The following is a 22,430-nucleotide window of genomic DNA, read 5'->3' on the forward strand; positions in this document are numbered from 1 at the left end:
AGCTGCTACGTCTACGATTATCATTATTATTACAACCCGTTAAGGGTTGTACATTTCCATATTATCCCCCGGGCGAATCCGCTGTTCTTGGTAAAAGCCAACACTATTCATAGCTCTATGTTATTATTCTATCAAAAAAATTCTAATCTAATTTTATGCGCGTTCTGAAATTCGGCGGCACCTCAGTTGCCAATGCTGAAAATATCAAAAAGGTTGTCCAGATCTTACAACAACACTCCCAGTCTAAAATCATTGTAGTGATCTCTGCCCTGGGTGGAGTAACGGACCAACTGCTGAAAGCAGCTTCCCTCGCCGCCGCCAAAGACGAAACGTATAAAACGATTCTCACAGAACTCGAAAAACGTCACCTCGAAACAGCCAAAGCACTGCTCCCCGTTACACAACAAAGCAGCTGCCTCAGCAAAATAAAACAACAGTTCAACGAACTCGAAGAACTCTGCGAAGGCCTCTTCCGCCTCAACGAACTGTCACGCCGCACCAGGGATAGAATAGTAAGCTTCGGAGAACTCCTTTCCTCTCATATCCTTGCCGATTACTATACTGCCTCCAATCAATCCGGTGAATGGCTCGACTCCCGTCAGCTCATCCGCACCAATTCGCACTTTGGCAATGCCATAGTAGACTTCGCCGCAACCAACCAACTGATAAGAGAACAGGTGCTGCAATCCACCTCTCCTCTCTTTATAGCCCCCGGCTTCGTAGCCGGCAATAAAGAAGGACAAACAACTACTCTCGGCCGTGGCGGTTCCGATTATACCGCAGCCATCTTCGCAGCGGCCCTCGACGCCGAAGCCCTCGAAATATGGACCGATGTTACCGGTATGATGACTGCCGATCCACGTTGGGTCAACAGCGCTAAAAACATCGCCAACATCTCCTACCAGGAGGCAATGGAATTATCACACTTCGGCGCCAAAGTCATTTACCCGCCTACCATCCAGCCCGTAATGGCAAAACAGATCCCGGTATGGGTAAAGAACACCTTTGCCCCGGATGAATACGGCACCCTTATCCAAAATACACCAAGTGTAGAAGGTGAGATCATAAGAGGTATCTCCAGCATGAACAACGTTGCCCTGCTCAGCCTCGAAGGCAGTGGTATGGTGGGTATCCCCGGCTTCTCCAAACGCCTCTTCGAAGCCCTGGCCGAAGAACAGATCAACGTCATACTCATCACACAAAGTTCTTCCGAACACGCCATCTGCGTGGCCATCAATGCCGTTGACGTAGAAAAAGCAAGACACGCAGTAGATCTCACTTTCGAAGCAGAGATCAAATCAGGAAAGGTCGACCCGCTCAAAGTAGAACTCGACCTCTCTATCATAGCCGTCGTGGGCGATCAAATGAAAAGCCACCCCGGCATCAGCGGCAAAATGTTCGGCGTACTGGGCCGCAACGGTATCAACGTACGCGCCATCGCACAAGGCTCTTCCGAACGTAACATCTCTGCTGTGATCTCACTCAGCGATGTAAAAAAAGCCGTAAACGTATTACACGAAGCCTTCTTTGAATTCGAATACAAACAACTCAACGTTTGCATCATAGGCGTAGGCAACGTGGGCGGTAAACTCATCGACCAGTTGGCACACCAGCAGAAATACCTGCAACAGCACTTGAAACTGAACATCAGGCTGGCAGGCCTCGCCAACAGCCGTAAAATGGTGGTGAAAGAAGATGGTATCAGCATCGGCAACTGGAAAGAAGAACTGGAACAAGGCGAGAAAATGGACATCAGCCATTTCGTGAATACCATTGTTTCTAAAAACCTTCCCAACACCGTCTTTGTCGATGTAACCGCTAATGCTGATGTCGCCGGCATCTACGATCAGTTATTGGCAAAAAGCATCTCGGTAGTGGCATGTAATAAAATTGCCTGCTCCTCACCCTATCAATACTATCAGCAGTTGAAATCGCTATCCCGCGAATACAACGCATTATTCCTCTTCGAAACCAACGTAGGCGCAGGTCTGCCCGTGATAGGCACCCTGAACGACCTGATGCGCAGCGGTGACCAGATCAATAAAATACAGGCGGTATTATCAGGCACTTTAAACTTTGTATTCAACAATTACGATGGTACCCGCTCCTTCTCACAGGTAGTGCGTCAGGCCCAGGCCGAAGGGTATACCGAACCCGATCCCCGTCTCGACCTCGGCGGAACCGACGTCATGCGCAAGATCATGATCCTGGCCCGTGAAGCCGGCGAACAACTCGAAATGGAAGATATCTCCAATACCTACTTCCTGCCCGCATCCTGCTTCGAAGGCTCCGTGGAAGACTTCTACCAGGAAATGGAAAAACAGGAACCACATTTCAAAGCCCTGTACGACGCCGCAGCAGCAAAAGGATGTAAACTCAAATTCGTTGCCAGCTACGAAAACGGGAAAGCCGCTGTAGGACTGCAACACATTCCACCCGCATCCGACTTTTACCACTTATACGGCAAAGACAACATCGTATTATTCTATACCCAGCGTTATCCCGAACAACCCCTGGTAGTAAAAGGTGCCGGCGCCGGCGCCGATGTTACCGCCTCCGGTGTGTTCGCCGATATTATAAGAGCCGCAAGGGTATAGGAATAGAATGGCAGATGGTAGTATAACCACTCAATCATCAAAAAAAGCTGAGAGTTCTTTACAAAGCAGTCATCTACCATCTGCCATCCGTCATCTGTCATTCTACCATCTATTCACTAACTTCAACCATGCAAAAAAAAGTAAAGATCGCAGCACCAGCCACCGTCGCCAACCTGGTTTGCGGTTTCGATATACTGGGTCTCTGCCTTCATGATCCCTACGACATCATGGAAGTAGAACTCCTACAGGAGAAAAAGATCATCGTTAAAAGCGCCGACGGCTACCCCTTACCTGAAGACCCCGCCTTAAATACAGCCGGCGCCCCGCTGCTCGAAATGCTGAAAGAACTCGATGAACCCATCGGATTCTCAGTAATAATTCATAAAAGAATAAAACCCGGCAGCGGCGTAGGTTCCAGCGCCGCCAGCGCAGCAGGTGCCGTGGTCGCAGCCAATCACCTGCTCGGCAACAGGTTCTCAAAAGAGGAACTCGTGCAGTTTGCCATGTTCGGCGAAAAAGTAGCCAGTGGCGTAAAACATGCCGACAATATCACCCCCTGTATCTTCGGCGGCGTAACACTCATACGCTCCATCTTCCCGCTCGATATTGTCCCGCTATCATCACCGCCACTCTACGTAACAGTGATCCATCCGCAGATAGAAGTGAAAACAGCCGACGCCAGGGCCATCCTCAAACAACAGATCCAGCTGAAAGATGCCATCAAACAATGGGGTAACATAGCAGGACTGGTAGCAGGTTTCCTTAAAAACGACTACGACCTTATAGGCCGCTCCCTCGAAGACCACCTGATAGAACCCGTCCGCAGCATTCTCATCCCCGGTTTCGATGACCTCAAAGCCGCTTGTAAACAGGCAGGAGCATTGGGCGGTGGTATCTCCGGCTCCGGCCCCTCTATTTTCATGCTCAGCAAAGAAAAAGCTACAGCCGGAAAAGTAGAAGATGCCATGAAAAAGATCTATACCGATCTGGGAATAGACTTCCACACTTACCTTACTACCATCAACACAGAAGGAGTGAAAATTCTGGAAGGATAATTGCATCAGCAAACCATTAAAATAAACACTTGCATACCGGTAAACCATAACCAACCATTGCAACAAAGGCCACCCAGCAAAAACAGTTCGCAACGCTTAATCAATCATATGAACTACTATAGCCTCAATCGCCAGTCACCAACAGTCAGCTTCGCAGAAGCCGCTGTAAAAGGACAAGCGCCCGACAAAGGATTATACTTCCCGGAACATATACCGCAACTCCCTGCCAACTTCATACAGGATATCCGCCAGTACAGCAAAGAAGAGATCGGTTTCCTCGTTATGAAACCCTACGTGGCCGGCAGCCTCCCCGACGATGTTTTACAAAAGATCGTAAAAGAAACAGTCGACTTCGAATTTCCCCTGGTACAGGTAAACGCCACCAACTTTTCACTCGAACTGTTCCATGGCCCTACCCTCGCATTCAAAGACGTAGGCGCCCGCTTCATGAGCCGTTGCCTGGGTTATTTCAACCGTAACAGCAACAACCATGTCACCGTATTGGTTGCTACCTCCGGCGATACCGGCGGCGCCGTAGCCAACGGCTTCCTCGGCGTAGAAGGCGTAGACGTAGTCATCCTCTACCCTTCCGGCAAAGTAAGCCCCGTACAAGAGCTGCAGCTCACTACCTGCGGACAAAACATCACCGCCCTCGAAGTAGATGGCAGCTTCGACGACTGCCAGGCCATGGTAAAACAAGCCTTTGCCGATGCAGCGCTCAACGAAAAGATCAGCCTCACCTCAGCCAACTCTATTAACGTGGCCCGCTGGCTGCCCCAGCAACTTTATTACTTCTTCGCCTTCCAGCAATGGCAGGAAACAACGCCGCCGGTAATATCAGTCCCCAGCGGCAACTTCGGCAATATCTGTGCAGGCATCCTGGCTCATATATCAGGTCTGCCCGTACAACACTTCGTAGCCGCCTGTAATGCCAACGACGTTATCCCTTCCTACTTCACCAGCGGGGGAAACTATCAGCCCAAACAGGCGGTAGCCACACTCTCCAATGCAATGGACGTAGGTAACCCCAGTAATTTCATCCGCGTACTGGAACTCTTCGGCAACCAGTTTCCCGCCGTAAGCAAAGCCGTTAGCGCTTACAGCGTCGATGACGAAACAACACTGAACACCATCAAAGACGTATATGAAGCCGATGGCTATATCCTCGACCCGCATGGCGCCGTAGCCTATCACGCCCTCTGCGAATACGTAAAAGACTTCGGCGTCATAAGAACCGATTATGAACCGGTGATCCATAACCCCAAAGGCATCTTCCTCGAAACCGCTCACCCGGTGAAATTCCCCGAAGCAGTAGAAAAAGCCACCGGCCAGGCCGTTCCTGTCCCCGATAACGTTAAACACCTTTTCGATAAAGAAAAACAAAGCATCAAAATGTCCGCCTCTTTCAACGACCTGAAAGACTGGCTGATGAGCAGAAAATAGAAAAAAGATAACAGCTGTCAGATAATAGTAAAAGCTTGTATTCAACCACAGTGCATCCAAAAAACAAAACTTTGAAGCACACAATTGGATACAAGCTTTTTAATTACAGTCATCCCATTGCCTGCCTTCATCCTTAGTCCTGTTATCGCGCATTCAATCCTCCACAATTACCTGTTTTGCAATACCCGTTTCTCCCGTCAATTCGTTACTTTGTATAAAAATTCACCATGTTACCCAAAGGTGTACATATCGAAGGTGTTCCTGCGGAACTAGATGTTTTACTGGCCACTGATGAAAAAGCAAAAACCTTTTTTGAAAGTCTTGCAAAATCCTACAAACAAGGCTATTGCGACTGGGTAGGATCAGCCAAACAAGAAGATACCCGTAAATCCAGAGCTGCAAAAGCACTCATCATGCTGCAAAACGGCCAGAAAACACTAAAGACATGAGGAACATCAGCATCCCCTATGGCTTGATTATAAGATTCGGCTTATTGGCAGGATCTGCAATAGTTTTGTTTGAGTCGGTCAACCTGTTTGTGCTTTACCGCCAGATCAGGCTCGACCTTTACCTCAGCATCGTAGCTGCCGCCTCTTTAATAGCTGGTGTGTGGATACGAAAAGAACGAAAAACGACACCAGCCAGTCGTAGGTACAATAGGTTCCCTCATCATCGGCCTCTTCGCGAAAACCCAAAAGCAATAAGCCATCTTCACGATCTATAACGCCTCCAAAAACAGCCTGATTTATAGCGGCTCCTACCTCGCAGTCCGTTTTGTGACAGCAGAGCAAACGCTCAAATCATATAAACAAAAGAGCCTGTATCCTCTCGAATACAGGCTCCGGAATTTTATCGAAGTCCGCTAACTGCTTTTTATTTAATCGGCGTCATCATCAGAAACATCGGCTTATTAACAGAAATAGTAGTACCGCTGGCCTCCAGCAATCCATAGTTCCTGTTAATAACAAAGATCTGGATGTTATTGCTGTCCCGGTTAGCCACCAGCAGGAAACGCCCTGTAGGATCTATCATAAAATTCCTCGGATGCTCTCCCACTTTCTGATGCCCTACCTCCAGTAACTTACCATCGGAGCTGGTTTTGAAAATAGCGATATCATTGGCCTTACCACGATTCGAAGCATACAGGAATTTACCATCAGGCGTAATATGAATATCGGCGGCCCCCATATCATTCTTATCACCGGTTTTAGTAGCCTCTATCGTTTGTACCTCGGTAAGCTGACCGTTGTTATACTGGTAAGCAATGATCTTACCCGATAACTCATTGATCACATAGGCAAACTGCCTGTTAGGACTAAACACAATATGACGCGGACCGGAACCATCTTCTACAGTATAATACTGCGGATCACCGTCAGTGAGTGGCGTTGCTGCATCATTCGCATTGAACTTATACTTATACACCCGGTCATTTCCCAGATCAGCTGAAAACAGGAACTGCTGATCAGGAGAGAAAACCACGCTATGCGGATGCGGCATTTCCTGGCGGGTTACATTAACGCCATACCCCTCATGTCCCAATGTCTGCAAAACAGGCTGTAAGGCCCCGTCCTGGCCCGTTTTATACAAAACGATATTTCCACCGGCATAATTTGCGACAACCACGTTTTTGCCCGTAGAATCAACAGATACATAACAAGGAGAAGGGCCGCCCGTAGTCTGCTTATTGATCAGGCTCAGTGCCCCTTTGGTTTTATCCAGGGCAAAAGCGCTCACCTCACCATCATTGCCACCCGGCAACTCGTTTACAGCATACACATACTTCTTATCCTGCGAAACAGCCATATAAGTGGCATACCCCGTTTCCACCTTGCTGATGAAAGTAGCTTCCCCCTTATTGGGATTAAAGCGGTAGATATGAATACCTCCTTCTTTTGCATCCGAATTAGTGCCTATAAATAAATACTGGATAGGATTCTGACAAAAACCGGCTGCAGCAAGCAGAAAGGAGCCGGCAAACAATAATATTTTGCGCATATGGAACGAATTAGGTTCCATGCAATTTAAGCAACTCAAAGCGCATTGCTTTGCCCATAACGTTAAAAAAAGACGATATAAATAAAACAAGCTCCCGGAATCACTTATATCCCGACAAAGACAAAACGCGCGTTCATACTATACACCACCTGGCTTGTATTTCTGTAGAAGTGCTAAAAAGCATTTTGTTCATTGCTTAGATGAGTCCATTACAAAAAGAGAGGGCGCATCATATGATACGCCCTCTCTTTCTATCTTGAAATCAGCTTATCGCCTATTCGAATTTCAGATCCAGACCTAAGCCTCTCAACTCGTGAACCAATACGTTGAAAGATTCAGGAATACCCGCTCTCGGGATATTATCACCTTTCACGATCGCTTCGTAAGTTTTAGCACGGCCGATGATATCATCGGACTTGATGGTTAACAGTTCCTGCAGGATGTTGGCAGCACCGTATGCTTCAAGTGCCCAAACCTCCATCTCACCAAAACGCTGACCACCAAACTGTGCCTTACCACCCAGCGGCTGCTGCGTAATCAAGCTGTAAGGTCCGATAGAACGTGCGTGCATCTTATCGTCAACCATGTGGTGCAGTTTGATCATGTAGATCACACCAACGGTTGCTTTCTGGTGGAAACGATCACCGGTTTCACCATCGTACAGGTACGTGTGACCCATCTTGGGGATACCAGCGTCAGCGCAATATTGCTCGATCTCAGCAGGTGAAGCACCGTCAAAGATAGGCGTAGCGAATTTCACACCCAGTTGCTTACCGCACCATCCCAGGATGGTTTCGTAGATCTGACCCAGGTTCATCCTCGAAGGTACACCAAGTGGGTTCAGCACAATATCAACAGGAGTACCATCTTCCAGGAACGGCATGTCTTCAGCACGTACGATCTTCGCAACGATACCTTTGTTACCGTGACGACCCGCCATTTTATCACCCACTTTCAGCTTACGCTTAACAGCCAGGTAAACCTTAGCCAGCTTCAGTACACCTGCAGGCAATTCATCACCAATAGAGATGTTGAATTTCTCGCGCTTATAACGGCCTAATTCTTCGTTGAATTTGATGTTATAGTTGTGTAACAGGATGTTGATCTGGTCATCGGTAGCAGCATCACCGGTCCAACCCAGCGGGTTAACGTTTTGGTAATCGATAGAGCTCAGGTTCTTAACATTGAACTTAGCGCTCTTACCAATCAGCATTTCGCCGAAGTTGTTGGATACACCTGTAGAAGTTTTGTCTTTCAGCAGCGTTTGCAGCTTGTTGAGCAACAGTTCTTTCAGGTCTTCTGTATTCTTCTCGTGAACTTTTTCAACTTTCTCAAGCTGGGCTTTTTCACGAACTTTTGCATTCTTGTCTTTCTTCGCGCGCTGGAACAGCTTCTTGTCGATTACTACACCCTCAGTACCGTTAGGCGCTTTCAGAGAAGCATCTTTCGCATCACCGGCTTTGTCACCGAAGATCGCACGTAACAGTTTCTCTTCAGGAGTAGGATCGCTTTCACCTTTAGGAGTGATCTTACCGATCAGGATATCTCCTTCCCTTACATGGGCGCCGATACGGATGATACCGTATTCGTCCAGGTCTTTGGTTGCTTCTTCAGAAACGTTAGGAATATCCGGAGTCAGTTCTTCTTCACCCAGTTTGGTATCACGAACTTCCAGCTCATACTCTTCAATATGGATAGAAGTAAAGAGGTCTTCACGAACTACCTTCTCGTTGATTACGATGGCATCCTCGAAGTTGTACCCTTTCCATGGCATGAACGCCACTTGCAGGTTACGTCCTAAAGCCAGCTCACCATCTTTGGTAGCATAACCTTCGGTAAGGAAATCGCCTTTAACCACCTGCTGGCCCTTCTTAACGGCAGGACGCAGGTTGATGTTAGTAGATTGGTTGGTTTTGATGAACTTGGTTAAACGGTAGATCACCAGGTCGTCTTCGAAGCTAACCAAACGGTCGCTATCATTTCTGTCGTAACGAACATGGATCTCTTTCGCATCAACGAATTCAACAACACCGTTGCCTTCTGCGTGGATCTGGATCCTGGCGTCACGCGCTGCTTTACCTTCCAGGCCGGTACCTACGATAGGTGACTGCGGCAGGATCAATGGTACAGCCTGACGTTGCATGTTCGATCCCATCAGCGCACGGTTGGCGTCATCATGCTCAAGGAACGGAATCAGGGAAGCACTCAAACCAACGATCTGGTTAGGCGCAACGTCCATGTATTCCACTTCAGATTTTTCGAGGATCGGGAAGTCACCGGTCTGACGGCTTACAACCCTTTCGTCTACGAAACCACCTTTCTCATCCAGCTCAACATTGCTCTGGGCGATCTTGGCGGTATCTTCCTCTTCTGCACTCAGGAAACGCATAGAGTTCAACTCTACTTTACCGTCGGCAACTTTATGGTAAGGAGTTTCAATAAAGCCCATGTCATTGATCTTCGCATGCACGCAAAGCGTAGAGATCAGACCAATGTTCGGTCCTTCAGGAGTTTCGATGGTACACAAACGGCCATAGTGGCTATAGTGTACGTCACGCACCTCAAAACCGGCACGCTCCCTGCTCAAACCGCCGGGTCCAAGTGCGGAGATACGACGCTTGTGCGTGATCTCACTCAGAGGGTTGGTCTGGTCAAGGAATTGTGATAACTGCGAAGTACCAAAGAAAGAGTTGATAACAGAAGACAATGTACGCGCGTTGATCAGGTCAACAGGCGTGAACACCTCGTTATCACGCACGTTCATACGTTCGCGGATGGTACGCGCCATACGCGCTAAACCAACACCGAACTGAGCATATAACTGCTCTCCTACGGTACGAACACGACGGTTGCTCAGGTGATCGATATCGTCGATCTCAGCCTTACCATTGGTCAAACGAACCAGGTATTTGATGATCTCGATAATGTCTTCTTTCGTAAGAACCTTGTTTTCCAGTTTCTGCGTTACATTCAGTTTGCGGTTGATCTTATAACGACCTACCTCACCCAGATCATAACGTTTGTCGCTGAAGAACAGTTTGTCGATGATACCACGTGCAGTTTCATTATCAGGGGCATCAGCACCACGCAGCTGGCGGTAGATATGCTGAACCGCTTCCAGTTCACTGTTTGAAGTATCTTTGTTTAAAGTATTGTAGATGATGGCATAATCACCACCAACGTCTTCACGTTGAATAAATACGCTCTTCACATCCAGGTCGGCTATTGTATCAACAGCTTCTTCGTCAAGGATGGTATCACGCTCCATAACGATCTCGTTACGCTCGATAGACACCACTTCACCGGTATCTTCGTCAACGAAATCTTCAACCCAGGTACGCAGCACACGTGCAGCGAGTTTCTTGCCCAGGTGTTTCTGAAGTGATTTTTTATCGGCAGAAACCTCGGTAGCCATACCAAACAGTTCCAGGATATCTTTATCAGTTTCGAAACCAATAGAACGCAACAGCGTAGTTACAGGGAATTTCTTCTTACGGTCGATATACGCATACATTACGTTGTTGATATCGGTCGCAAACTCCATCCAGGCTCCTTTGAAAGGAATAACCCTTGCAGAGTAAATTTTAGTTCCGTTCGGGTGAACAGACTGTCCGAAGAATACACCGGGTGAACGGTGTAACTGCGAAACAACCACACGTTCAGCACCATTGATAACAAAGGTACCGCGTGGGGTCATATAAGGAATATTGCCTAAGAATACATCCTGAACAATAGTCTGGAAATCTACGTGCTCCTCATCATTACAACTTAAACGCAATTTGGCTTTCAGGGGAACGGCATAAGTCAGACCACGCTCCATACACTCTTCAATAGTGTAACGGGGTGGATCAATAAAATAATCCAGAAACTCCAGTACAAAGATGTTACGGGTGTCGGTGATAGGAAAGTTTTCTTTAAACACACGGAACAGCCCCTCTACGTTACGCTTGTCAGGCGTAGTCTCTAACTGGAAAAATTCACGGAAAGATTCTAACTGAATGTCTAGCAGATCAGGAGTTTCAGCTAGGTGTTTGGCTTTACCGAAGCTGACCCTGTTTTGAACTTTAGTTGATGACATATCTGTAATTAACCGGTTTTGCTATGTTAAATGATGGGGAGAGCTACGCCCTCTAATACTGATTATCAGTTGGTTACATGGTAAATGGCCATTCACGTAACCCTAGCTGTTAATAAGCCCAAAATTAAGGATGGCAAAATTAAGGATTTGAAACGGAATTTAAAAACAAATTTTATACCAGCAATGCTTTCACCTGGGGATTTTAATTCCCATTTCCTTCTTTTTTTTCTGCACCTGTCGCATTTAGCCCCTCGTCCCCTCGCAAATGCAATCTGGCACATCTTTCCCTGTTATTAACGTCGTAAAGAATTACAATAGCAAAACAAAAACGCATTAGCAACAAACTGTATAAAAAGTAATGTACCCCAAACCGCATCTACTTGAAAACAGCATATACCTGAAACTATGATAAACGGAACCCTTCTCCAGTATTTCCACTGGTACTACCCTGCAGATGGCTCTTTGTGGAAAAAACTTGTATCAGATCTCGATTACCTGAAATCCAACGGCTTTACCGCCGTATGGCTGCCACCCGCATATAAGGGCATCCATGGCGACAAATCGATTGGCTACGACACCTACGACCTGTTCGATCTCGGCGAATTCGACCAGAAAGGCTCCGTCAACACCAAATACGGAAGCCGTCAGGAATACCACGACGCCGTAGCCGCCGCCAGAGCAGCGGGTCTAAGAGTTTATGTCGATATCGTTGTCAATCACAAAGGCGGCGCCGACGAAAGGGAAAAGATCAAGGTCCTGAGAGTGAACCCCGACAACCGTAACGAAACGCAAAGCGAACCCTTCGATATTGAAGCCTATACCAAATTCACCTTCCCCGGACGTGCCGGAAAACATTCTTCTTTCATTTGGGATTTCAACTGTTTCTCCGGCGTCGACTATGCTGCCGACCTCGACGAAAGCGGCATCTTCAAGATCGTCAACGAATACGGAACCGATTGGAACGATGTCATCACCGATGAATTCGGCAACTTCGATTACCTCATGCACGCAGATGTAGAATTCCGCAACCCCGCCGTAAGGGAAGAACTCAAATATTGGTTTTGCTGGTATCACGATGCCATCCCTTTCGACGGCGTACGCCTCGATGCCGTTAAACATATCACCCCATCGTTCTTCAATGAATGGCTGGATCATGGAAGAAATTGCTTCCAGAGCGAACTGTTTTCAGTAGCCGAATGCTGGAGTACCGACGATGTGGGCATGTTACATAGCTATATCGACGCCACAGGTGGGCGCACGCAACTCTTTGATTCGGTATTACAACATCGTTTTCATACAGCCTCCAAACAGGGCAGGGACTTTGACCTGGCAAGCATTTTAAGTGATACGCTCGTAGGCACCAAGCCGGAGTTTGCAGTTACCATCGTCGCCAATCACGACACACAACCCCTGCAATCGCTGGAAGCCCCGGTAGAACCCTGGTTCAAACCACTGGCTTACGCCATTATTCTTATGCGCAAAGATGGCTATCCCTGTGTATTCTACCCCGATCTGTTCGGCGTAGAATACCGCGACAAAGGACGCGATGGCAATGAATACGACATCCAGATGCCTAAAACAAGCAAAATAGACGAACTTCTTAAAGCCCGTCAGCTCTTCGCTTACGGCGACCAGACCGACATTTTCGATCACAATAATTGCATCGCCTGGATCCGCCACGGCGATGAAGAACACGGCGGCTGTATTACCATATTGTCGAACGGCGACGACGGCTTTAAGGATCTTGAGCTGGGAGAAGATAAAAAGGGTTGGGTATATGTTGATTATCTCGGTAATTGCCAGGACGAAATCACTATCGACGATAGCGGCAAAGCCCGCTTTCATGTAAAGGCAGGCTCCGTTAGTGTTTGGGTTCAAAAACAATCCTGATAAAGCGACAAGACATTAAGCCGCTTCCGGATAAAACTTTGCCGGCTTATAAACGGCTTCTAAACGGCTCGTAAAGCCCTTTAGAACAGTAATAGGGCTGATCTTAAGGATAAGGTCAGCCCTATTGCGCTGTCAGGAATCAATGAAGGTGGCTACGACAGCCAACCATGTATCAAAATTTAAACGCCAGACTTGCCAGGAAATTAAAGGGCTTTTGTGGCGTACCATTGTTATTCCAGTACTTCTGCCCGGTAAGGTTGTTCCCTTTTAATGATATCCTGTAGGTTCTCTGGTCAAAAAATAAAGTTGCATTCACCAGTGTATAGGAAGGTACTTTAAAAGTATTGGTAGCTTCAAACCAGGAATCACCTACATAATTTCCGCCGGCACCAAATCCAAATCCTTTTACCCTTCCCCTGGTAAACACATAGCTCAACCAAACATTGGCAGTGTTATTCGGGCTAAAAACAACTTTTTTACCCTGCAAAGCAGCAGATGCTTTGGTATAATCGTTCTTATTATAAGCGTATCCCGCTACAATATTCAAACCAGCCACGGGGTTCGAAATAAGTTCTACTTCCACGCCCCTGCTTCGTTGCGTACCGTCCTGTAAAGTAAAGTTTTTACCATTGATGGTTTCGGTACGTGTTGAGTTGGTAATATCTATGTTATAGTAGCTTACACCACCGTTTACCTTATTACCCAACAGGGCGAATTTTACGCCGCCCTCCCACTGGTTGCCATACTGCGGCTTCAGCACGAGTATAGAATTATCCGGCTGCGTTACGGGTCCGAGGTTCACAAATCCGTTCATGTAATTACCAAATAGCGACAGCTTATTCTGCATCAACTGGTATACCAGGCCAAACTTAGGTGATACAGAGGTTTGTTTATAAGCCCCTGTATAAGCGCCCGTACTTTGTGTAAAGGTTCCGTCGGTGTTGTATCTGTCGATACGCACGCTTGCCATCGCAATCAGTGAAGGGGTAATATTAATAGCATCCGAAATGTATGCGCTTGCATTCACAGCCTTGGTAGCGGTAACGCTAAAACCTCTTTGCGACGAAAGGGCATTGATCCTGTCGGTATTTATACCATTCTGCGCCTTCTTCAGGTTCACGGTATCGTAACTAACAGTAGCGCGGTACAGTTCGTTATAATTATAATTGTAATCAAAACCAATCACTATCCTGTTACGCAGCGAACCAATATGAAAATCGCCTATAAAATTCTGCTGAAACTCCGTATTACCAAACGTTTCGGGCGTTTGATTTCTTACCGAACGTGCAAATGTAGAATCGGTGAGCATGGTAATGGTAGTCCAGTATAAATGTTTATAAAAGCCATTCGAATAAAGGTAGTTGGTCTGTGATTTCCACTGGTCCGAGAGTTTATATTCTGCCTGTAACTGGATATTGTTGATACCGTTACTGATATCGATGCTGTTATTGATCATTGACGATTTGTAATCCAATGGCAGCTCTTTAAAACTGCGGGCGGTAATATTACTTAAAGACCCCAGCGCAAAAGCAGTAGTCGTATAGTTACCTCTTGTAAACTCTGCATCCACGGTAAACTTCAGGCGATCACCAGCCAGGTAGGTAAAGCTCGGTGCAAATGTATAATTCTTCGCAAAGCCCTGATCCTGGAAAGAGCCTTCGGACTGCAGCCCTGCATTTACACGCATCAGTAATGTTTTGGAGGCATTCAGCGGCGTGTTGATATCGGCTGTAAGCCTGCTGAACTCATAACTTCCCGCTGTTACGCTTAATTCTGCCCCAAAATCAGCAAACGGTTTCTTGGTAACATAATTGTAAACGCCGCCGAAAGTAACATTCCGGTTACTTCCGAACAATGTGCCCGCAGGGCCTTTAATGGCTTCCACACGTTCAAGAATAACAGGGTTCAATGGAACAATAGCGCTTGTAGCCATGCCATTACGCATACCAATAGTAGTAGAGAAACCACGCATACTAAAACCCTGTGAACCACCGGCGGAAAAGTTAGGTACTGCGCCTGGTATGTTACGAAAAAGCTCTGTACGTTCTACTGCCATCTGTTCATTTATCAGTTGGCGATCTACCACGTTATACACCTGTGGATTCTCCATATTACGCAAAGGCATCCTTGCTACCTGCTCGCTGGTCTTATCCGCAAATTTGTTCCTGGCATTGGTTACGGTTACTTCTTCCAGTTGGGTGTTCGATAATGTCAATTGCAAGGCAATGGCAGTAACCTTGTCCTGTTCAACAATAACCTGCTGGCGTAATGTTTCATATCCCACCATTAACACTTCCAGTTCGTAAGTCCCCGGCGCTACTTTGGATAAAATAAAAGAGCCGTTCTCCTCTGTCATCACACTTTTACGGGCTCCTTTTAATATAATGTGTACAAACGAAGCGGGCTTGTTGTCGCTGGTGGTAACTTGTCCTTTAATAGTTCCGGACTCCGGGTCAACAGCTTTGCCCAATGTAAACAAGGGTACTACAAGTAGTAGCAGGTAGGTCAATGACTTCATACTAGGATGGAAAATTTGCGCAAAATTCAGCGTCTCACGTCTGCAACCCTTTCAAAAGCAGGAAAAATAATTTACGCAATGCGAAAATTATAACAACACCGGAACAAATAAAAAAAGGCGTCTCATAAATAGAGACACCTTTTAAACCAACTCACAAATAAGTTCCGCTGCAACAACAGCTCGGTGGTTTTACTTTTTAATAAGCCACCGCGCTTACTGATAACGGAGCAGTAATAGCGCCTGCACCACTTGTAAGCCCCTGGGCTGTAAGCGTATAGTTTTTACCCGCTTCCAGGGTAACATTTTCACGGGTATAAGCATTTTGTCCATTGGCGGAATTATTCAGCTTAACAGTGTATGTACGGGCAGGAATCTCCACAAAGCCCGATACACTTTTGTAGGCAGCATTACTCAGCAGCAGGCTGTCGTTCACCAGCACATTTACAGAAGGCGCGTCGGGAGACATATGTGCCACTCTTACACGAACCTTGCCGGCAGCAGGAGTCTGCAGGTCGTCGGCTACCACTACGGCAGCAAGTGTATTGTCGCCTGGCAAACCTGTTGCAAATAAGGTATAATTACCACTGCCGAAATCCACCGGCGTAGTGAGCAGGGTATTATTACCAGTTGCCGACTTAAATTCTGCCGTTCTTTTTCCTTTATCTATAGCAAAATAACCTGTGCTTTCACCAAACCCGAAAGCTGAAGAGTTACGTTGCGTGCCATCGATGAAGAAATTAACGGAGCCTGCATTGGGAATCGTGTGTACCACCCTTACTGATGCTTCGGTGTCGATAACATCATCGTCATCTTTACTACAGGAAACAAAACCGAATGTGGTGGCTACAGACAAAGCGAGAAACAAATGTTTTTTCATAGTGTTACTAATTTAAAGTTTCACCAGGAAAAATCACAAACCATGCCAGTTAGCTAACTAGCGCAGGCTTAAGCTTTTGGAACAATATCGCTAATCCAATTACCAGCACAGCACCAATAAGATTAAACCAAAGAAAACCAATACCTGTAATATTGTAGCTATCAAGAATAAACAATACAATAACCGCAACCTGTGCAAGAACCGCAGCAATAAACACTGCCTTTCCTTTGATCCATTTCAGGTAAAAAGCAACCAGGAAGATCCCCAGCATTACACCATAAAACAAAGACCCTAATATGTTCACCGCTTCAATAAGACTCCCCATTCTATTGGCAAAACCGGCAACAGCTATGCAAAAAACACCCCATCCTGCGGTAATCCAGCGCGAGGCACGATATTGTTGTAAGCCTTCCCCCTTCTCACACGACTTGAATTCTTTATTGGTAACCCTGCAATAGAAATCAATCATAGTACATGACGCCAGTGAATTCAACGCAGCAGCAATAGAACCCCATGCCGCAAGAAAAATAATGGCGATAAGCAAGCCCACCAGTCCACGTGGTAAATAATCCACCACAAACTTCAGGAAAATATAGTTCGTATCATTCACGTCTATGGAAGCATCCGCCTGCTGCAGGTATCCTTTGTACTGACGCTTCAACGCATCTGCCTCTTGCTGGCTGGCCTGCAGTTGGGTTGCCTTCTCTTGTTTAACCGCAGCGTTATTATCGTGGTCGGCAGTGAGATAGTCCTGTACTTGCTGCTGCTGTTGTAACGTCACCTTATTATAAGCTGCCTGCACCTGTTTCAACGAATCTCCATAAGGTGTATTGTACACCTGTTCACTAACGGCATCATTAAAGAAAATAGGCTGCGGATGAAATTGGTAGAATGCAAACAACAATACACCGATCAGCAATATCAGGAACTGCATCGGCACCTTAACCAGGCCGTTCATCAGCAATCCCAGCTTACTCTCTCTGTCATTTTTAGCAGTCAGGTATCTGCCTACCTGGCTTTGATCCGTACCAAAATAAGACAGCGCCAGAAAGAAACCACCAATCAAACCGCTTACAATATTGTATTTATCCTTCCAATCAAAACCGCCACCGGAATTAACACCGGAAGTAATAATATTCATTTTACCGGCTACCCCTCCCACCTTCAGCGCATCGGCAAAACCAACACCTGCCGGCAGATGGTACACCACGAGATATCCCGCGAGAAACATCCCCAGGAAAATAATAACCAGCTGCAACTGCTGTGTATACGCCACCGCCTTTGCGCCGCCGCTCACCGTATAAATAATGAGCATTCCACCCATGATAATATTGGTCCAGTAAATATTCCAGCCCAGTAACGAAGAAAGAATAATGGAAGGCGCGTAAATACTGATGCCCGTTGATAAGCCACGCGACAATAAAAAAAGCGCAGCCGTAAACAACCTGGTACGCCCGTCAAAACGTTGTTCCAGGAACTCATAGGCCGTAAACACCCTGAGCTTGCTAAAAGCGGGAACAAACGTGATACAAAGCACGATCATCGCCAGTGGCAACCCGAAATAGTATTGAACAAAACGCATCCCGTCGGTGAACGCCTGACCGGGGGCTGAAAGGAAAGTTACAGCGCTCGCCTGCGTACCCATAATACTAAGCAGCACAAGATACCAGGGCATACTTCTGTTACTCAGGAAATAACCTTCGAGGTTCTTTTCTGTACGGCTTTTATAGAGACCATATAAAATGATACCTGCCAAGGTTACCACCAGCACTATCCAGTCGATGCTACTCATGAAAAATGATTAGTGAGCCACACAAAGAACAGGATCTCGGCCGCCAGCACCAGTATCAATGACCAGTACCAGCGCCGCCATTTCTTGAACCCAGGCACTTCGCGCTCGTTATTCATATTGTTACTCGTTCAGCTTATCTGTATTCTCCCAGCCGGCGTATATAACGGCAGTTCGTTAGTTCACTGCCTAAAATTCCTGTATTATCATCACTACCTGACCACAATGCAGGTAATTCATTTGTTAAAGTTCATCATCTCCTGCCACCTGCCAAACTTCCCGCCAGCAGTCCAAGCCCCAAACCTATCACAAGTCCTATACGCACATTCCGGATAGCAAGCCCTATCACAATACCAATAACCACCAGCAACCCAATGCTTACCTTTCTCCGCTTATCCGCACTTTTACGCTCCATTTAATTGCTTTTATTTTGAGGCAATGCCACCAGGTTGGCCATCAAACGAAAAGCCCCCGGCACACCGGCAGGCAGTTCTCTAAAGAACACAAGACCGGTATACACAAAATTACCTTTACCATATGGCGTGATCACCAGGCTGCCTTTGCTTTGCGCTTCTCCTTTATCCGACATTCCCAGCAACAACTGGTAATGTGAATCGGTTGTTTCCGCCTGGTAAATGCTGCGTTCCTGGATCCATCCGTCAAAATCGGCAGCAGTGATCTTATTAGGTGTATTAAAGACAGCATGTGAAGGCATCAGTATCTCTACCGCTGCACGTTCATCCGTAATCCTTTTATTAATAATAGCAAGCGGGTAAGGCGCCATACGTGCTTTCAGCTTAGCATGCGTATTATACTGTACAATATAGTTCCCGCCATTCTGTACATACTGCATGAGAACAGGGTATTTCGTTTCAAGGAACTCATGAATATTATATGCCCTCACCCCTGCAATAACAGCATCAAAGCGGGAAAGATTGACAGGAGTAATATCTGCTTCATGTAAAATAGTTACATCGTATCCCATCTGTGTTAATGCCTGGGGAACCTTATCACCGGCTCCAACAATATAGCCCACACGCTTTTTCCCGCCGGTATTAACCGGGGTCGCAATAACAGAAAGATGATCTTCCAGGAAATAATTGATCCCCGGAATATGGTCATAGTTGATAGAGCGCAGGAAATCCTTATAAGCATAAGCTTTGCCATCAAGCGTCAGCGTCACCACAGCACGTACATCAGCTTTGGCATCTTTTTTCACAATAGCAGACAAAGGCATCCGTACATTATACGCCTTCTCCTTTTCGAGATCCATCAAGGTATCTCTGGAATAAATAACAACATTTCCCTGGAATAACTGCACTTTCACAGGCACCCGTGGATAGTTGAAATAAGATTTGTATTGCAGATCAACCACTGGCTCCTGCGCCAGGGCAGGCGTTATATTGGTGAGCACCATAGAAGGCGTTAATGAAATCACCAACGGCGGCGCCACCGTCACAGGCTCATAGATCTCACCTTTTACAGGATCGGTAAAGCGATACATGACAGGACGCTCCACCAACAGCTCCAGCCCCTTAACATTAATACGGAAACCTGCTGTAAAAGCAGGCCTGTTCTCCGGCACTGCTATGTCGGACTGTTTCTCTAACCGAAAACTCCCCATTTCCATAGGCCGCTGTAACCAGTAGGGCTGACTAACCGGCGCCTCCAATGAAATCCTGCCGGTATAGGCCATCTCCCAGTTTACATTCATAGGAAGCTGCTTCCCGATAGTTGAGTCAAAAACATTACCAAGTGAAACGGCCTCCAGTTTAATATCGTTACTGGACCTGCTGTTGATGAAATAGTTCACACGGAAAGGCTGTCCCTTTATAGCATATGCCGCATCAGTTGATGCCTCGGCAAAAAGACCGGCACACTGAGCGATCAATTCAGCCACTTCCTTCAACTTCCTGGTTTTATAAACGCTATTTTCCGGAAGCGCCTGAATTTTCTTATACAAGCCAGTCAATTGATCAAGACTGTTTTCCGGATGCTCGAAATTAAAATCCTTCAGCAGCCTATCAACCAGCGGCTGAATAGCATTACCACCGTCAACTCTATTCCATCCCGTTACAATGCCATCCATCAACCGGTTGTGCGGAGCATCGCCTCCCGTCGTCAGAAAATACTCCATAGAACGGCCGCGCGTTTTCGCTACGCCAAAGCCCTGGCTCTTATGCTGACTACGGCTATCGCTTGCTATTTCACCATAACCTTTCCCCAGCAGCCGGTTGAAATCACCCACCTCTATATGAAACTGGTCGTCAGTGATCGTATTATTGCCACCAAAATTGAACGTGTTCCAAAGTATCCGCCTGGCCTTCCAGGGCTGTAAACCATCCTTAAAATGCTCCGGAAAGCGGTTAGGATCTGCTGCTGCAACAAAAGCTTCATTCGCCAGGATCGCACTGGCCGCATGATGCCCATGTCCCGCCCTCGCATCTCCGGGAAACCGGGTAATGATCACATCAGGCTGGTAACGGCGAATAGTCCATACCACATCGCTCAATACCGCATCATGATCCCAGATCCGCAATGCCTCTTCAGAACTTTTCGAAAACCCAAAATCATAGGCCCTGCTAAAAAACTGCTCCGCCCCATCGATACGACGGGCGGCCAGCAACTCCTGTGTGCGTATCAGCCCCAGTTCCACCCCTTGTTCATCTCCAATCAGGTTTTGGCCGCCATCGCCCCGGGTAAGACTAAGATACCCGGTAGTAAATTGCGCTTCCCTGGCCAGATAAGCCAGTAATCGTGTATTCTCATCATCGGGATGGGCCGCTACATATAGCACCGTCCCCAACACGTTCAGTTTCTGAAGATTACGATAAATTTCCGCGCTGGTTTGTGATTGCGGCCCCTGAGCCCGCATACGCAGGGAAACCAAGGCCAATAAAAAAAGAAATACCACCCGAATATTGGTCATACCCATTTTCTTGCTCATTTGTCGCTATAGAGGTTGAATAAAGAACGAAGATAAGTTGCAACCTCTAAACCAATGCGACTTGCCTGTTCCCTACTCACGAAACAGCGACAATTAATTAATTTTCATTGATTTTAATTTTGAACCGAATCAACAATAATCAATTGATTTACAACTTCAAATAGCATTTTAGCACTAAATAGCGGAAAGAACTGAAGACAATTGTCTTAAATTATAGACATTTGTACTACCTTTGAGTAAACACTTTTTGTTATGCGCTTTGCAGACATATCATTACAGAAGAAGCTGGATAAACAAATAAAAAATATGGTTCAGCAAGCCTGTTCAGATAAGGTGTATACAGTCCAGCACGATCAACTCACTTTCTCCGATTTCTTATCCAATAAACTGCTACTGGTTTGTGTGATCCGGGGAGGCGTACCTTATGCTTTCTTCGATCTCATCCAGCGCTTTACTCCTTTCGATGATCATTACTGGGCCGATTTTTTGGATATATCGGTTAAATCCCTGCAACGTTACAGGCAAGATGACCGAACATTTAAACCCAGCTTAAGTGAAAAAATTATTGAAATGGCAGAAGTAACTAATATGGGGCTTGATGTATTTGGCAGCATGGACAAATTCAAGCTATGGCTCGATACTCCCAATTATGCGCTGGGGAGCTTACAGCCAGCCGAATTATTAAAAGACTCCTACGGCAAAGCCATGGTAGTGGCAGAATTAACAAAGATCAATTACGGAATTTTGGTATAATGGAAGCATACAGGCTTGCCCGTGAAAAATACGCTACACCCTTATCAGGAATTGGCGCTGCACTGTACGGCGCAAGATGGAATTCTATTGGTAAAGAACTGATTTACCTGGCATCCAACAGGTCATTGGCAATGGCCGAAGTAGCAGTACATCTTACACTGGGCACACTTCCCCAGGATTACATGATGGTTTCAGTTTTTATACCGGACAACATTTCACTGCAAAAAATTTCACCAACGGAACTACCTGCAGGCTGGAACGCATTCCCCCACCCTGTTTCAACACAATACACCGGTGATAACTTTGTAATGGAATCGCTGTACTGTGTGCTGCAAGTCCCATCTGCCGTAACCAGTGGCGACTACAACTTACTGATCAACCCGCTCCATCCTGAATTTAAAAGAATACTTATCACGGAAGTCAGCAAATTCCCATTCGACAAGCGGATTTTTGAATAAAACAATTCGCTCCATAGAACTGTCTTG

15 protein-coding genes are annotated in these 22,430 nt (G+C 46.5%); 8 read left to right on the forward strand and 7 right to left on the reverse strand.

The features are described 5' to 3' along the window. Positions 1–155: 155 nt before the first annotated feature. From thrA to ESB13_RS11605, 5 genes are all read left to right on the forward strand, one after another. Positions 156–2,597, forward strand: a complete 2,442-nt coding sequence (gene thrA / locus ESB13_RS11585; RefSeq protein WP_129003437.1) for a bifunctional aspartate kinase/homoserine dehydrogenase I — start codon at positions 156–158, stop codon at positions 2,595–2,597. A 128-nt stretch (positions 2,598–2,725) separates the two neighbouring features. Continuing rightward, positions 2,726–3,652 carry a homoserine kinase gene (locus ESB13_RS11590; RefSeq protein ID WP_129003439.1) on the forward strand — a complete coding sequence of 309 codons (927 nt, stop codon included), beginning with the start codon at positions 2,726–2,728 and terminating at the stop codon, positions 3,650–3,652. Positions 3,653–3,760: 108 nt separating this feature from the next. Continuing rightward, positions 3,761–5,095: a threonine synthase gene (thrC, locus tag ESB13_RS11595; RefSeq protein WP_129003440.1), complete on the forward strand. Its 1,335-nt coding sequence runs from the start codon at positions 3,761–3,763 to the stop codon at positions 5,093–5,095. A 227-nt stretch (positions 5,096–5,322) separates the two neighbouring features. Then, positions 5,323–5,544 carry a YdeI/OmpD-associated family protein gene (locus tag ESB13_RS11600; RefSeq protein ID WP_129003442.1) on the forward strand — a complete coding sequence of 74 codons (222 nt, stop codon included), beginning with the start codon at positions 5,323–5,325 and terminating at the stop codon, positions 5,542–5,544. Further along, the gene (locus tag ESB13_RS11605; RefSeq protein WP_129003444.1) at positions 5,541–5,819 is read left to right on the forward strand and encodes a hypothetical protein; all 279 of its coding nucleotides are present in this window, start codon (positions 5,541–5,543) and stop codon (positions 5,817–5,819) included. Before ESB13_RS11600 ends, ESB13_RS11605 begins: the two co-directional genes overlap by 4 nt. 149 nt (positions 5,820–5,968) lie before the next feature. Here ESB13_RS11605 and ESB13_RS11610 read toward each other — a convergent pair whose 3' ends face one another. Continuing rightward, positions 5,969–7,093: a lactonase family protein gene (locus tag ESB13_RS11610; RefSeq protein WP_164974181.1), complete on the reverse strand. Its 1,125-nt coding sequence runs from the start codon at positions 7,091–7,093 to the stop codon at positions 5,969–5,971. Positions 7,094–7,367: 274 nt separating this feature from the next. Continuing rightward, entirely contained in the window at positions 7,368–11,171 is a 3,804-nt protein-coding gene (rpoB, locus tag ESB13_RS11615) for a DNA-directed RNA polymerase subunit beta (protein WP_129003448.1), read from the reverse strand. Between the two features lie 405 nt (positions 11,172–11,576). Between rpoB and amyA the strand changes: the two genes are divergently transcribed. Continuing rightward, complete coding sequence (amyA, locus tag ESB13_RS11620; protein WP_129003450.1) at positions 11,577–13,061, forward strand: alpha-amylase; 1,485 nt, start codon at positions 11,577–11,579, stop codon at positions 13,059–13,061. A gap of 172 nt (positions 13,062–13,233) precedes the next feature. On the opposite strand, the gene ESB13_RS11625 is transcribed toward amyA, so the two are convergent. The 5 genes from ESB13_RS11625 to ESB13_RS11640 all read right to left on the reverse strand — a co-directional run bounded on the left by ESB13_RS11625 (position 13,234) and on the right by ESB13_RS11640 (position 21,192). Next, on the reverse strand, positions 13,234–15,579 hold the full coding sequence (locus tag ESB13_RS11625; protein ID WP_129003453.1) for a TonB-dependent receptor: 2,346 nt from the start codon (positions 15,577–15,579) through the stop codon (positions 13,234–13,236). 196 nt (positions 15,580–15,775) lie between these two features. Next, a complete protein-coding gene (locus tag ESB13_RS11630; RefSeq protein ID WP_129003454.1) occupies positions 15,776–16,456 on the reverse strand; it encodes a DUF4397 domain-containing protein in 681 nt (226 codons plus the stop codon). Positions 16,457–16,505: 49 nt separating this feature from the next. Then, positions 16,506–18,248, reverse strand: a complete 1,743-nt coding sequence (locus tag ESB13_RS11635; RefSeq protein WP_129003456.1) for a sodium:solute symporter — start codon at positions 18,246–18,248, stop codon at positions 16,506–16,508. Positions 18,249–18,498: 250 nt separating this feature from the next. After that, positions 18,499–18,660, reverse strand: coding sequence for a hypothetical protein (locus ESB13_RS23785; RefSeq protein WP_164974182.1), 162 nt, complete (start codon positions 18,658–18,660; stop codon positions 18,499–18,501). After that, positions 18,661–21,192, reverse strand: coding sequence for a PIG-L family deacetylase (locus tag ESB13_RS11640; protein ID WP_246022518.1), 2,532 nt, complete (start codon positions 21,190–21,192; stop codon positions 18,661–18,663). Between the two features lie 252 nt (positions 21,193–21,444). Here ESB13_RS11640 and parS point away from each other — a divergent pair, with 252 nt between their 5' ends. Further along, a complete protein-coding gene (parS, locus tag ESB13_RS11645; RefSeq protein WP_129003458.1) occupies positions 21,445–21,945 on the forward strand; it encodes a type II RES/Xre toxin-antitoxin system antitoxin in 501 nt (166 codons plus the stop codon). Further along, on the forward strand, positions 21,945–22,403 hold the full coding sequence (locus ESB13_RS11650; RefSeq protein ID WP_129003459.1) for an RES family NAD+ phosphorylase: 459 nt from the start codon (positions 21,945–21,947) through the stop codon (positions 22,401–22,403). Before parS ends, ESB13_RS11650 begins: the two co-directional genes overlap by 1 nt. Positions 22,404–22,430 lie beyond the last annotated feature (27 nt).

It is taken from the genome of Filimonas effusa (genome assembly GCF_004118675.1).
Taxonomy (GTDB): domain Bacteria; phylum Bacteroidota; class Bacteroidia; order Chitinophagales; family Chitinophagaceae; genus Filimonas; species Filimonas effusa.

What these genes read in the sequence shown, in the direction of transcription:
- thrA (WP_129003437.1), top strand. Translation starts at nt 156, where the DNA reads ATGCGCGTTCTGAAATTCGGCGGCACCTCAGTTGCCAATGCTGAAAAT.
- ESB13_RS11590 (WP_129003439.1), top strand. Translation starts at nt 2,726, where the DNA reads ATGCAAAAAAAAGTAAAGATCGCAGCACCAGCCACCGTCGCCAACCTG.
- thrC (WP_129003440.1), top strand. Translation starts at nt 3,761, where the DNA reads ATGAACTACTATAGCCTCAATCGCCAGTCACCAACAGTCAGCTTCGCA.
- ESB13_RS11600 (WP_129003442.1), top strand. Translation starts at nt 5,323, where the DNA reads ATGTTACCCAAAGGTGTACATATCGAAGGTGTTCCTGCGGAACTAGAT.
- ESB13_RS11605 (WP_129003444.1), top strand. Translation starts at nt 5,541, where the DNA reads ATGAGGAACATCAGCATCCCCTATGGCTTGATTATAAGATTCGGCTTA.
- ESB13_RS11610 (WP_164974181.1), bottom strand. Translation starts at nt 7,093, where the DNA reads ATGCGCAAAATATTATTGTTTGCCGGCTCCTTTCTGCTTGCTGCAGCC.
- rpoB (WP_129003448.1), bottom strand. Translation starts at nt 11,171, where the DNA reads ATGTCATCAACTAAAGTTCAAAACAGGGTCAGCTTCGGTAAAGCCAAA.
- amyA (WP_129003450.1), top strand. Translation starts at nt 11,577, where the DNA reads ATGATAAACGGAACCCTTCTCCAGTATTTCCACTGGTACTACCCTGCA.
- ESB13_RS11625 (WP_129003453.1), bottom strand. Translation starts at nt 15,579, where the DNA reads ATGAAGTCATTGACCTACCTGCTACTACTTGTAGTACCCTTGTTTACA.
- ESB13_RS11630 (WP_129003454.1), bottom strand. Translation starts at nt 16,456, where the DNA reads ATGAAAAAACATTTGTTTCTCGCTTTGTCTGTAGCCACCACATTCGGT.
- ESB13_RS11635 (WP_129003456.1), bottom strand. Translation starts at nt 18,248, where the DNA reads ATGAGTAGCATCGACTGGATAGTGCTGGTGGTAACCTTGGCAGGTATC.
- ESB13_RS23785 (WP_164974182.1), bottom strand. Translation starts at nt 18,660, where the DNA reads ATGGAGCGTAAAAGTGCGGATAAGCGGAGAAAGGTAAGCATTGGGTTG.
- ESB13_RS11640 (WP_246022518.1), bottom strand. Translation starts at nt 21,192, where the DNA reads ATGAGCAAGAAAATGGGTATGACCAATATTCGGGTGGTATTTCTTTTT.
- parS (WP_129003458.1), top strand. Translation starts at nt 21,445, where the DNA reads ATGCGCTTTGCAGACATATCATTACAGAAGAAGCTGGATAAACAAATA.
- ESB13_RS11650 (WP_129003459.1), top strand. Translation starts at nt 21,945, where the DNA reads ATGGAAGCATACAGGCTTGCCCGTGAAAAATACGCTACACCCTTATCA.